The sequence below is a fragment of the Rickettsiales bacterium genome (genome assembly GCA_029252805.1).
In the GTDB taxonomy this organism is placed as follows: domain Bacteria; phylum Pseudomonadota; class Alphaproteobacteria; order Rickettsiales; family JALZUV01; genus JALZUV01.
This window is the reverse complement of record JAQXAR010000041.1, coordinates 34,762-47,407: the sequence shown is the minus strand read 5'-3', so window position 1 is coordinate 47,407 and position 12,646 is coordinate 34,762. Positions and strand designations below refer to the sequence as shown.

At 47.6% G+C, this 12,646-nt stretch carries 11 protein-coding genes; 2 read left to right on the top strand and 9 right to left on the bottom strand.

Annotated elements, in window-relative coordinates; translation table 11 throughout:
• Positions 1 to 61: 61 nt before the first annotated feature.
• Genes ahcY through dxs form a run of 3 tightly spaced genes read right to left on the bottom strand, consistent with a single transcriptional unit; the run spans position 62 to position 3,816 of the window.
• On the bottom strand, positions 62 to 1,375 hold the full coding sequence (gene ahcY, locus P8P30_08425; GenBank protein MDG1287572.1) for an adenosylhomocysteinase: 1,314 nt from the start codon (positions 1,373 to 1,375) through the stop codon (positions 62 to 64).
• Between the two features lie 16 nt (positions 1,376 to 1,391).
• On the bottom strand, positions 1,392 to 1,928 hold the full coding sequence (locus P8P30_08420; GenBank protein MDG1287571.1) for a L,D-transpeptidase family protein: 537 nt from the start codon (positions 1,926 to 1,928) through the stop codon (positions 1,392 to 1,394).
• Positions 1,906 to 3,816 carry a 1-deoxy-D-xylulose-5-phosphate synthase gene (dxs, locus tag P8P30_08415; protein ID MDG1287570.1) on the bottom strand — a complete coding sequence of 637 codons (1,911 nt, stop codon included), beginning with the start codon at positions 3,814 to 3,816 and terminating at the stop codon, positions 1,906 to 1,908. Before dxs ends, P8P30_08420 begins: the two co-directional genes overlap by 23 nt.
• Here dxs and P8P30_08410 point away from each other — a divergent pair.
• The gene (locus P8P30_08410; GenBank protein ID MDG1287569.1) at positions 3,815 to 4,492 is read left to right on the top strand and encodes a hypothetical protein; all 678 of its coding nucleotides are present in this window, start codon (positions 3,815 to 3,817) and stop codon (positions 4,490 to 4,492) included. The genes dxs and P8P30_08410 overlap by 2 nt on opposite strands.
• Positions 4,493 to 4,522: 30 nt before the next feature.
• The gene (locus P8P30_08405) at positions 4,523 to 6,064 is read left to right on the top strand and encodes an HD domain-containing phosphohydrolase (protein MDG1287568.1); all 1,542 of its coding nucleotides are present in this window, start codon (positions 4,523 to 4,525) and stop codon (positions 6,062 to 6,064) included.
• Here P8P30_08405 and P8P30_08400 read toward each other — a convergent pair.
• Genes P8P30_08400 through P8P30_08375 form a run of 6 tightly spaced genes read right to left on the bottom strand, consistent with a single transcriptional unit; the run spans position 6,061 to position 12,646 of the window.
• Entirely contained in the window at positions 6,061 to 6,987 is a 927-nt protein-coding gene (locus tag P8P30_08400) for an Hsp33 family molecular chaperone HslO (GenBank protein MDG1287567.1), read from the bottom strand. The two genes, P8P30_08405 and P8P30_08400, sit on opposite strands and share 4 nt — an antisense overlap.
• A 24-nt stretch (positions 6,988 to 7,011) precedes the next feature.
• Positions 7,012 to 7,947, bottom strand: a complete 936-nt coding sequence (argF, locus tag P8P30_08395; GenBank protein MDG1287566.1) for an ornithine carbamoyltransferase — start codon at positions 7,945 to 7,947, stop codon at positions 7,012 to 7,014.
• 4 nt (positions 7,948 to 7,951) lie between these two features.
• Entirely contained in the window at positions 7,952 to 9,118 is a 1,167-nt protein-coding gene (locus tag P8P30_08390) for an aspartate aminotransferase family protein (protein MDG1287565.1), read from the bottom strand.
• Positions 9,115 to 9,903, bottom strand: coding sequence for an ABC transporter permease (locus tag P8P30_08385; protein MDG1287564.1), 789 nt, complete (start codon positions 9,901 to 9,903; stop codon positions 9,115 to 9,117). The genes P8P30_08390 and P8P30_08385 overlap by 4 nt, the downstream gene beginning before the upstream one ends.
• Positions 9,900 to 10,637: a TlyA family RNA methyltransferase gene (locus P8P30_08380; protein MDG1287563.1), complete on the bottom strand. Its 738-nt coding sequence runs from the start codon at positions 10,635 to 10,637 to the stop codon at positions 9,900 to 9,902. Before P8P30_08380 ends, P8P30_08385 begins: the two co-directional genes overlap by 4 nt.
• Positions 10,638 to 10,639: 2 nt before the next feature.
• Entirely contained in the window at positions 10,640 to 12,646 is a 2,007-nt protein-coding gene (locus P8P30_08375; protein ID MDG1287562.1) for an AsmA family protein, read from the bottom strand.

Genomic DNA, 12,646 nt, shown 5'->3' with positions numbered 1-12,646 from the left:
TATAGCAGATATTTGGCTCTGCTATAATCTCTAGTATGTTAAGCTTTTATGACGAAAAAGCCTAGTAACGATACGTTTCAGGCTTAAATGGCCCTTCTTGCTTCACACTAATATAATCAGCTTGCTCTTTGCTTAGCTTCGTCAGCTTCACACCAAGTTGATCAAGGTGCAGCATTGCTACTTTCTCATCCAACTGTTTTGGCAATACGTATACTTTATTTTCGTAATTATCAGAATTTTCCCATAGCTCAATTTGCGCCATGACTTGATTGGTGAAGCTCGCAGACATCACGAAACTTGGATGACCTGTCGCACAACCCAAATTCACCAAACGGCCTTTCGCCAACAAGATGATACGTTTTCCATCCGGAAATTCAACTTCATCGACTTGCGGCTTAATCTCAGTCCATTTCATGTTACTGAGTGCTTCAACTTGAATCTCATTATCAAAATGACCAATATTACACACAATCGCACGATCTTTCATCGCACGCATATGATCGATCGTGATAATGTCTTTGTTACCCGTCGTGGTCACAAAAATATCCGCTGTGGCGACAGCATCTTCCATCGTCAGAACTTCGTAGCCTTCCATGCTCGCTTGAAGCGCGCAGATAGGATCAACCTCAGTCACTGTTACGCGAGCGCCATGACCTTTAAGCGCCGCGGCACAACCTTTACCCACATCGCCATAACCGGCAACCAGAACACGTTTACCGGCAAGCATCACGTCTGTCGCCCGCTTCAAACCATCCGGCAAGCTCTCACGGCAACCGTACAGGTTATCAAATTTCGATTTTGTCACCGAGTCATTCACGTTAATCGCAGGCATTTCCAATGTGCCGGCTTTTTCCATTTCGTAAAGGCGAAGTACACCGGTCGTTGTCTCTTCCGACGTGCCTTTAATGCCAGCCACCATGTGCGGATAATCGTCATGAATCATCTTCGTCAGATCACCACCATCATCCAAAATCAGGTTCGGAACCCAATCCGGGTTTCCTTCGATCGTCTGGCGAACGCACCATACATATTCTTCTTCGGTCTCACCCTTCCACGCGAACACAGGAACGCCGGTCGCCGCAATCGCAGCAGCCGCTTGGTCTTGCGTTGAAAAGATATTGCACGATGACCAACGTACTTCAGCGCCAAGCGCCGTAAGCGTTTCGATCAAGACAGCCGTTTGAATCGTCATGTGCAAACACCCAACAATACGCGCACCTTTAAGCGGATTCTTGCCCGCATATTCTGTGCGCAAAGCCATCAGACCTGGCATTTCACTTTCGGCAATAGAGATTTCTTTACGTCCCCAATCAGCGAGGGAAATATCAGCAACTTTATAATCAGTATCAGTCAGAGCGGGAGCGGGAGTATTCATAGGGTAAATCCTTTGGTTAGATAGCTTCTGGCATTGCCATCTCGATACACATAAGTGTCGATGGTTTAGCCGTTTCAAGTACTTGTAATAAATCACGTTTTACCAAACCAACGCAGCCTTGCGTTGGCGGGTAATCTTTAGGTGCCACATGGAAGAAGATGGCACTGCCCTTACCGGGCTTAAAGGGGTTATCATTGTACCCTAACGTCACAATAAGATCGTATTTTTCATCCTCGCGCCAAAGCTCTTCATGGCTTGGCTCAAAGGGAAGTTTCACCGGCTGATTATAAGCGGAACTATCTACATCATCACACCAACCATCATCTTTTTCGATAATACGCAACGGCAGATCCGTCACAGGCGGGTCCATGCGATCCGCACGATACCACACTTCTCGTAGAGGAAAACTTCCAACCGGGGTTTTCAAATCACCTTCGCGCTTTTCTCCAGTTAGCCCTGTCTGACCCAAAGTACAGCGATAACGTTGACCTCTAAATTCCAACGTTCCAAGCCCTAACTCGGAGGATGCATTAACTAAGATGGTGCCGGACACGAGATTCCTCTGAGATTGAAAGATGTTTTTGAACTTGTTCAACGATACCATCAGCATCCAAGCCCGCTTCGGCAAGCATTTCTTGCGGAGAAGCATGCTGCTGGAACTTATCTGGCAAAAAGAGTGGTAGAATACGCCCATATTCCTGAGTGTTCCATGCCTGTAAAGCGGCCAGCTCAAGCACATGCGCGCCAAAACCGCCTGCCGCACCCTCTTCAACCGTCAGCACAAGCTCATGGTTTGCCAAAAGCTGTTCTACAAGCGCGGCATCAATCGGTTTCGCAAAACGAGCATCCGCCACCGTCACTGAAATCCCTTGTTTCGTCAACTCATCCGCAGCTTCGTCACAAGCCGAGAGGCGCGAGCCGAGAGACAAGAGTGCCACCGCTTTACCTTCACGAATGATACGACCTTTACCAATTTCCAGCACTTCTGGATTCTCCGGCAACGCAACCCCCTCGCCTTCGCCCCGCGGGAAACGGAAGGCAATCGGCCCCGTATCATGAGCATTAGCGGTATGTACCATATGGACAAGTTCAGCCTCGTCACTCGCAGCCATCACCACCATGTTAGGCAACGCCGTTAGGTAACCAATATCGAATGCACCGGCATGAGTCGGCCCATCGCCGCCGACCAAACCCGCTCTATCAATCGCAAAGCGAACCGGCAGATTTTGAATGCATACATCATGCACCACTTGATCATACGCGCGCTGTAAGAAGGTCGAATAAATCGCACAATAAGGCTTCATACCTTCAAGCGCCATGCCTGCGGCAAACGTCACCGCATGCTGCTCTGCAATCCCCACATCGAAGGTCCGATCCGGATAGGCTTCGCCAAATTTATCTAAACCTGTGCCCGATGGCATCGCCGCGCTAATCGCCACGACTTTCTCATCCACTGCCGCTTCCGCCATAAGTTGTTTGGCAAAAACGCTGGTGTAGCTCGGCGCGCTTGGAGTCGATTTCGCTTGCACTTTCGTCGACAGATCGAACTTCTTCACCGCATGGTATTTTTCTTTGCTCGCTTCAGGCGAAACAAAACCCTTACCTTTTTGCGTGACCACATGAATCAACACCGGCCCAGAATCTTTTTGATTTTTAATATTTTTAAGCACCGGCAAAAGGTGATCCATATTATGCCCATCCACCGGACCGACATAATAGAAACCGAGTTCTTCAAACATATTGCCACCGGCCACCATCGCGCGAGCATATTGCTCTGCCTTCTTAGCAAAACGCGCCATCGGTTCCGGAAATTTTCGAGTGATCGCTTTACCAATATCGCGGAACGTATGATACGGCTGCGACGATACCATGCGCGAAAGATACGCACTTAGCGCTCCCGTCGGCGGTGCGATCGACATATCATTATCATTGAGAATCACAATCAAACGACTACCTAAATGGCCCGCATTATTCATCGCTTCATAGGCCATACCAGCGCTCATCGCACCATCGCCAATCACGGCAATCACATCATTATCGCGGCCTTCAAAGTCACGACCTACCGCCATGCCTAAACCGGCTGAAATCGAGGTTGAGCTATGCCCTGCGCCAAACGCATCATATTCGCTTTCTTCGCGCTTACAAAAACCGCTTAGGCCCTCTTTTTGACGTAGAGTATGCATTTGATCGCGGCGCTCAGTCAGAATTTTATGCGGATAACATTGATGCCCCACATCCCAGATCAACTTATCTTCGGGCGTATTAAACACATAATGCAAAGCGACGGATAATTCGACCACGCCCAAGCCTGCGCCAAGGTGACCGCCCGTTCCCGAAACAATTCGGATCGTTTCCGCGCGCAATTCATCCGCAATTTGCGTCAGTTCGGACTCATCGCGCTTGCGTAGCGCCTCAGGATTGCGTATTTCATCAAGTAACATGTTAGGAAATGTAAGGATTTTGGCGGCTGGCGCAATGATTTTTGCGACTTGCGCGCTATTGAGTTTCTCCGCTTTTGCCGAAGATGACTTCATCACCTTGCGCGACTATAGCGAGATTCACTGTCAATTATTGCAATCCGCATCCCTCCAGCCATCCCCCACCATGGAAAAACGCATCGAAGAGCTCATCCACACACCGGATGAATTTCACCTTGAAAGCCAATATGAGCACGCACCCGATTTCGGCTTTTTACTTCCGAACTATTGGTCCGTCATGAGCTGGGCACAGCGCGTTCGCTTCAATCACGGCATTGTCGCGCTCATCAAACGCCGCATGCAAATCCCACAACATCACGTTAAAGCGGGTGATTGCGACCCGCAAATCCGTATCATCGAATATCCGAATCAAGAGGAAGATGAAAGCGAATCGCCCCTGCCTCGCCCGGCGAAACTACAGGCCCTGATTCTCATGAATATTCGCGGCAAATTAAATGCTGAAACGCCTCTCACCTACCTCTTCACCAAAACCTGGAATAAAGGCTGGAAACTAGAGGATGTGCTTATTCACACCAATAGCGTGAAAAACCGCGACAGCGAAACGCTAGAGGAGGTGATTCGCACACAGGGGCTGGATGAATTAGAGGCTTATATCGAGCAATTACTCAGTAAAGAGTGATTTATCCGCTCTTTCCGATAAAATTATTTTATGCCTAAAAACTTACATGAGTTAAACGAAATCGGTATCGCGCTCTCAGCCGAGCATAATATTGAACGATTACTCGAAATGATTCTGGAAAAAGCCAAGCAAATCGCGAATGCTGATGCGGGAATTTTATTTACCAAACACGAATTAGAGGAAGCTTATATCCAGCGTGTTCGCCATTGCGATACTCTAAATATCCATGTCGGCGGCACCACGGGGGAGCCCACTTACGGCTACCCGATTGAGCTACAGAACGCCAACGGCAAACCCCATACAAGCTCCGTGACGGCGGCCTGCGCCATGACGCGAGAATCTATCAATATTGAAAATATACAAGACCACCCAGAATTCGATTTCTCTTCCACCAAAGATTTTGACAAGCGCCGTGGCTACGAAACAAAATCCGTCCTCGCGGTGCCGATGATCACTAAACGCAAAGAAGTGATCGGCGTCATTCGCCTTTCCAACGCGCAAAATGAAAAGGGTGAAATCTCAACCTTTTCTGCCGAAACTCAACACATGGTCGAGTCGCTCGCTTCCCAAGCCGCCATTGCGCTCGACAATGATTTACTCATTCAAGGTTTGGAGGATTTGCTCGAATCGTTCATTCAACTCGTCGCAAAGGCCATTGATAATAAATCGGCGCATACGGGCAACCACCTGCAGCGCATCCCCATTATTGTCGAGATGCTTGCCAAGGCCGCCAATGACTCTAAGCACCAAGCGTTTAAAGATTTCAACTTAAATGAAACCGAGATGTACGAGCTACGTATCGCAGCATGGTTGCATGATTGCGGCAAGCTCTCCACGCCGGATTATATTCTAGAAAAAGGCACCAAGCTCGCCACTTTCCATGATCGAATTCAAGTGATCGGCACCCGCCTAGAAGTACTGCTACGCGACCTTGAAATTGCGCACCTAAAAGACGAAATTGATGGGGCCACTCATGCCAAACAAATCATGCGGATCAAAGATGATTGGCAGTTCCTGCAGGAGCTCAACCTTGGCCGCGAATGGGTGCCCAATGAAGAAATCACTCGTCTCAACAAAATCGCTGAATATAGCTGGGCCCCGCAGCTCGATAATAGCGAGAAACGCCCCTTCTTTTCCGATGATGAGCTGGAGAATTTGAGCGTTCAGTGCGGCACTCTCACCACTGGCGACCGTAAAATTATTCAAGATCACATCTTGCATTCAATCGACATGTTAGAGCGTATGCCCTTTCCGAAACAGCTCCGTCGCGTACCCGAATATGCCGGCGCGCATCATGAACGAATGGACGGCAAAGGCTATCCGAACGGCTTAACCGGCGATCAAATGTCGATCCCGGCACGCATGATGGCTGTGGCCGATGTATTCGAAGCGCTTACCAGCCATGACCGCCCTTATAAAACACCAAAAACCCTCACCGAATCGCGCGAAATTATGACGCAAATGCGCAATAATGGCGGGCTAGATCCCGATATCTTCGACCTACTCTGGGATGGCAGCGATGTCGTCAATAAATACTCGGACCGCTTCTTAAACGAAGAGCAAAAAGTTTAGGAAAACTCTTCCATTGTGAAGCTTTCAGTGTTGCTACAAAACTGACATTTCACTTCCAATTTTGCATCATCACCCAGCATTCCTTCAAGTTCTTCTTCTGGGAATTGCGCGAGCGTTTGAATCACCTTTTCGCGTGAACAGCTGCATTCCGCACGGAAGGCTTCGGCATCGTAAACCCACACGCCATCTTCATTATAGAGACGGTAAAGCAAGGCTTGCGGCGACAGATACACATCGAGCAACTCTTCTTCTTTCACCGTCATCGCTAAAACACGGTTATGGTTCCAGTCTTCAATCAAATTTTCTGGCTTATCTTCAAGCGCGGTTTGTTCCAGCGTTTCTTCTTGGGTGCCACCCTCTTGAGGCACTTGCTGAATCATCACCCCACCCGCAACCCAAACCGACTCGCCATTGACTTCGCGTTTACCAACTGACGTTTTCACATAGACCACGCTTTGTTCAGAGTTGCTAAAATAATGCTGCATCGAGTCACCAATACTTTCGCCATCCAACTCCACAATACCTTGATACGGCTTTTTGCCTTTTTGCAGCGTAATAGCCAGATAGCCTTTACCCACCAACTCTTTCATCGAGCGCTCAGAATCTTCAAAAATCGCGCCTTCTTTCATCTCTGCATAGCCGCGTAACGCGCCATCGGCTTTCACATCTACTACCATAAATGCGATATCGCCATCGCCACGAATCTGCATGGTCAACTTCCCGCGACCTTTCAAATTTGACGATAACATCGCCGCCAGTACGCACATTTCCGCCAATAAAGGTGAGACCGCAGGCGGATAAGCATGTTGGCTCAAAATCGCATCAACCGATTTACCCAGACGCACAATACGCCCGCGCACACTCGAATGGTGGATAAGAAAGGGTTGGATTAAATCCTGATGATTTGCAAGTTCGATAGACATAAGTTCAGTATAATTGTTAGAATTTTAAATTTGCTTGAAGCACCATAGGATGACTGCTTTTTGCGCATGCAGGCGATTCTCAGCTTCATCGAAAACCACCGACTGCGGGCCATCAATCACTTCCGCCGTCACTTCTTCCCCACGATGCGCCGGCAAGCAATGCATGAATAACGCATCCGCTTTCGCAAGCGCCATAAGCTCCGCATTGACCTGATAAGGCGCCAGCACTTTATGACGGAAATCGGCATCCTTATCGCCCATGCTCACCCAGCAATCGGCAAAGATCGCATCGACATTTATCACCGCATCTTGCGGAGAATCGAAAAGCTCGATTGTCGCTCCATTGTCACGCGCCCATCCAATCGCTTCTTGCGAAGGTTGAAGCTCTGGCGGACATGAAAGATGTAAAGTAAAATCGAACTGCGCCGCCGCTTCAATTAAACTGGTCGCCACATTATTTCCATCGCCCACCCATGCGAGAGTTTTACCCGCGATGGGTCCACGATGTTCTTCAATCGTCATCACATCGGCCATAATTTGGCACGGATGACTCTTATCTGTCAGGCCGTTAATTACAGGGATATGCCCATGCTCCGCCAGCCCTAAAACCGTCTCATGTTTATTTGCACGAATCATAATACAATCGATGAAACGAGACATGACTTTCGCCGTATCAGAGATACTCTCACCATGCCCGATTTGAATTTGGTCTTCGCTCATATAGATGGAGTACCCCCCTAAATCACGCATCCCCACTTCAAAGGAAATGCGCGTACGGGTCGAAGGTTTCTCAAACACCATACCCATAATTTTACCCGGCAACGGCGCATATTCAAAGCCTTGTTTAAAGCCTTGTTTTACGTCTTTGGCCGTATCAATCATTTTACGCAGTTCTTCTTTCGGAATCTCGCGTAAATCAATAAAATGGCGAATCGGATATTGGGTTTCTACAAACGGCATCGGCTTAGTCTTTCAAATTTTCAGCAATCAATTGAATCGCCTCATCAATATGCGATTCATCGATAATTAAAGGCGGCACCACCCGTAACACAGAATCGCCCGCCGGTGCAAGCAATAGCCCCGCATCGCGCAATTTCTCGTTCAGTTCGTAAGCTGAGGTTTTCGTCACCAACCCGAGCATCAGGCCAAGCCCACGCACTTCCTCTAACTGATCCGGAAACTGCTTTACCAAACCCTGAAGTTTCGCTTTCAACTGCCGGCCCATACGCTGCGAATGGCCAAGCACGTTATTATGCGTAATCTCTTCCAGCACCACCGTACCCACTGCCATTGCCAGCGGGTTGCTGCCGTAAGTGGAACCATGACAGCCCGGCGTCATTGTATCAGAGATCGCCTGCGTCGCCAAAACCGCTGCCACGGGAAAACCGCTGCCAATCCCTTTACCAATCGTCACCACATCGGGCACGACATCATAATATTCGTAAGCAAATAGCGTTCCCAAACGCCCCGTTCCGCACTGCACTTCATCAAAAAAGAGTACTGCGCCATGCTCATCGGCTAATTCGCGAGCACGCTGGAGATAGGCTTTACTATGCGGACGCACGCCGCCCTCACCTTGTACAGGCTCTAACATGATCGCTGCCGCATTCTTATCCATTGCCACTTCGAGCGCTGCAATATCGTCAAACGCAACGGTTTCAAACCCTTCCAACAAAGGATGGTACGATTCCTGAACGCGTGAATTACTTCCAGCGGAAAGTGCGCCTAGAGTGCGCCCATGAAAGCCGCCCTCTGCTACAATAATTTTATTACGCCCCGTCTCTCTCACATGGTGATAGCGGCGGATAAATTTAATTGCAGATTCCACCGCCTCCGCGCCAGAAGAACAGCAGAAGATGGCATCAGCGAAACTAAGAGATGCCAATTTTTCCGAGAATTCTACTACCCCCGCATTGCTAAATAAGTTGGAGCAATGCCATAGCTTACCTGCCTGACTCTGCAACGCCTCCACCAATCGTGGATGACTATGACCAAGCGCATTGACCGCAATTCCGGCTGCGAAATCGAGATAACGCTTACCTGTGTCATCAAACAGATACACGCCCTCGCCGCGTTCCATCAGAATATCCGCTCGGCGATAAACCGGCATAATCGTAGATGAAAGGGTCATGACTTCAACCTCCAACCTTTAATGAATGCATGGCGCACAAGGAACCACATCAAAACCGTCATCACAAACATGACAACCGCGCCAACCTGTACATCGCCATCCGAATGCCCCGTCATCGCATAACGAAACCCGTCAATCATATAAAAGAACGGATCTGCATGGCTCACCTTCTGCCAAAAGGGCGGCAAGTTCTGAATCGAATAAAACGTTCCCGACAGAAATGCCAAAGGCGTAATCACATAATTCGTGATGGCCGACATTTGATCAAAACTTTGCGCAAAAATACCGGTCATACATCCAAGCAGCGCCAAAAACATGCTCGATATTACCAGAAAATAAATCGCATAACCTGCGCTATGCAGCGTAAATGGCACAAAGAAATAAAGCGCCGCGCCACTGCTGAGCGCTACCATTAAACCACGCGTCACACCGCCCATGCTGAGCGCCAGAGCAAGCTCTCCACCCGTAAAAGGAGGCATCAATAAGTCAATAATCACACCTTGAAATTTCGAGAGCATCAATGATGAGGAAGCATTCGCAAAAGCATTCTGCACGACAGCCATCATAATCAGCCCCGGGGCGATAAACTGCTCATACGGCATCCCTCCCACCACGCGAGTCGCGCCTCCCAGTGCCAAATTCAAAATCGCTAAAAACAATAAAGTTGTGACGCAAGGCGCCAATAATGTTTGATTCCACACTTTCAAAAAGCGCCAACACTCACGCTTATAAAGCGTCCACACACTCAAGAGCGGGCTGTAATTGGATACTGAAAAACTGGTCATCGCTTCACCGCATAAATTAAAAATTCAACATTGCCTTTCGGTCCAGTGATCGGACTTTTCGTCACGCCCTTCACATCCCAGCCACTCGCTTGTACCCAAGCCGCGATGTCATCGCAAGTCTGCTGATGCAATTCAGGGTCTTTGACCACCCCGCCCTTGCCTACATTCTCTTTACCCACCTCGAATTGCGGCTTGATGAGCGCTGCCATCCAGCCTCCTGCTTTGATACATTCCATTGAGGCGAGCAGCACGGTTCTGAGGCTAATAAAACTCGCATCACACACTAATCCGTCGAGCGGTTCGGCGAAATCATCTTGCGTAAGATAGCGGGCGTTGGTTTTTTCACGATTAACCACGCGGGCATCTTGACGCAGCTTTTCATGCAATTGCCCATACCCCACATCGATCGCATAGACTTTGACCGCGCCGTTTGTCAGCAGCACATCGGTAAAGCCGCCGGTCGAGGAGCCAATATCCACAATCACCTGCCCCGCTGGATCAATTTCATATTCTGCGAGCGCTTTCGCCAACTTCATGCCGCCGCGAGATACCCATGGGTGCTCTTTTTCCTTTAAACGAAGTTCCGCATCATCACGCATTTGATGCCCGGCTTTCGTCAGCAGCTGGTTGTTACCATCCATCACCTTATGCGCCAGAATCATACTTTGCGCTTGTGTGCGACTATCGACTAAGCCACGCTCAACAAGCAACTGATCGAGTCTAATTTTAGGCATTACTAGCGAGAGCCGCCTAATAATCCACCTAGCGGGTTAGACCCACCTTTATCAAGTTCATTTAGGATATTCAGAAGTTTTCGTGGATCTTTAGTATCTTCGAAGGCTTTGATATTCTTATTAATAGCATCTTTTGTGGGTTCAAAACTATCTTCAATTGCTTTTCCTTCAGTTTTGAAGTTTTTCAGCTTTTTCTCAATATTCTTCGGATCTTTCAAGATATTGCCAATCACACTACTGTAATCAGGAGTCACTTTAATATCATCAAATGAACCTTTGATCATCACAGGAACCATCAAACCGGACGGCGCTTCTTCACCTTCTATCACTTCGACTTGTGGGATAAGTTCTGGCTTTAATAACAGATTCAAACTCTGCCCAGCCAAGGAAACCGTGCCGCTAGCATCCGCTTTCAAACGATTCCCGCGCAAACTTCCCTCACGCAAACGCATCACTCCCTTATCAACAGAAAATGCAGTTTTGATCGCAGAGAAAGTTGTTTTCTCTCCCACTTGTGACGCAACCGTTTGCGGAACATTGAATCCAATAATTTGACGGAAAAGTTTCGGTAATGAGAAACCTTTAATCTCACCATTCGCAATTGTCAGATTCCCACCTCCTGCCAAACGATGCATCCAATCATGCATCGATTTTCCATTAGATTTCAATGAAATACTTCCGTTCGTCATCCCCGTTAACGCCACTTTTTCCATGTAATTAACGGCTAGTTTTTCAAAGGGGATATTCGTGATTTTCAGTGTTTTATTCCACGTTCCCTTTGCATTGAGGGCGCCGCTACCGCTTACCTCACCACCGAGCAATCCGGCCTTGAAATTGGAAACCCTTAGACTCCCGTTATTCAATTTTAACGCACTCGTGAAATCACTTAAGGTGTACCCTGAGCTAATCAAAGTGCCTACAGAAAGTTTTGCATCCGCATCTATCGTATAGAGCCCGCCTAGATTAACCGTATCACGGCTCCATCCGGTCGACGCATACGCATTATTGATAAACGAGAATGATGCTTTCTTCGGTTGTTCTTTTGGTATCAACGCATCGAGGTTCAATTCAGGGATCGAAAGTGTCGTGGTTAGGTGTGGTTTTTTATTGGCATAATTCACCACCATATCGCCCGTTGCAGAAACACCGATATCGCTCTCAATACTCAAAATCCCCATCGTCGCTTTATTTACATCTGCAGTGAATTTACGGCTATTTAGATTGCCAATTCCCGTAAAGGAACCCGCAATTTCACCCGTTAGTTTCGCATCGAACTTACCCGCTGAAAGATTGACTCTCTCTAAATTTCCTTCGAAGTCTGTGCGGATAAGCGGCGAACGCATCTTTAATATCATTGGTGTTTGGTTCGCAGAAAATAAGCTTTTCGTATCCGACGTATTAACATTAATTTTGTAGTTTGTTCCCGCATGTTTAAGCACTAAACTCACTTTTGCTTCATTATTTTTATAATCAACATTAAGGTCTTCAGTGCTAAATTTCTGTCCAGGCTTTAAATAATGCAATTTTGTGTTCTCAATAAAGATAGAATCTACATTCATCTTAAAATTCGATTTTTGTTCTTTTTTAAGATTGTTGGATGAAGTTTTCGTTATTTTGGCAGTATCAAACTCCCAGTTCTTTTTCCCACCAACCGCTTCTTCCAAATAGATCTCAGCATTATCAACGGCCAGATGATTCACTTCCACTTGCTTACTCAGCAGAGGCCAAAGCGCCATTTTTAGCCTTAATGTTCCTATCTTAGCGAATTGTGACGAGACAAACCCACTCGGATTACCGATTGTCACGTCATTTACTTCTAACGCAATATTGGGTAATAAAGTGAAGTCTAACGCCCCATCAATGGTCACTTCACGCCCAGTTTTTTCTTGTACCAATTTCAAGATATCTTCACGGTAATTATCAATCGGGATCAAAAATGGCAGCACAATCACTGCCAATAATAGCATTAATAATACACTACCCAATAAGGTGAAAAATTTACGTAACAT

Excerpts from the sequence above, each read along its gene's own strand:
- ahcY (MDG1287572.1), bottom strand. The coding sequence starts at position 1,375 with ATGAATACTCCCGCTCCCGCTCTGACTGATACTGATTATAAAGTTGCT.
- P8P30_08410 (MDG1287569.1), top strand. The coding sequence starts at position 3,815 with ATGTTAGGAAATGTAAGGATTTTGGCGGCTGGCGCAATGATTTTTGCG.
- dxs (MDG1287570.1), bottom strand. The coding sequence starts at position 3,816 with ATGTTACTTGATGAAATACGCAATCCTGAGGCGCTACGCAAGCGCGAT.
- P8P30_08405 (MDG1287568.1), top strand. The coding sequence starts at position 4,523 with ATGCCTAAAAACTTACATGAGTTAAACGAAATCGGTATCGCGCTCTCA.
- P8P30_08400 (MDG1287567.1), bottom strand. The coding sequence starts at position 6,987 with ATGTCTATCGAACTTGCAAATCATCAGGATTTAATCCAACCCTTTCTT.
- argF (MDG1287566.1), bottom strand. The coding sequence starts at position 7,947 with ATGCCGTTTGTAGAAACCCAATATCCGATTCGCCATTTTATTGATTTA.
- P8P30_08390 (MDG1287565.1), bottom strand. The coding sequence starts at position 9,118 with ATGACCCTTTCATCTACGATTATGCCGGTTTATCGCCGAGCGGATATT.
- P8P30_08385 (MDG1287564.1), bottom strand. The coding sequence starts at position 9,903 with ATGACCAGTTTTTCAGTATCCAATTACAGCCCGCTCTTGAGTGTGTGG.
- P8P30_08380 (MDG1287563.1), bottom strand. The coding sequence starts at position 10,637 with ATGCCTAAAATTAGACTCGATCAGTTGCTTGTTGAGCGTGGCTTAGTC.
- P8P30_08375 (MDG1287562.1), bottom strand. The coding sequence starts at position 12,646 with ATGTTACGTAAATTTTTCACCTTATTGGGTAGTGTATTATTAATGCTA.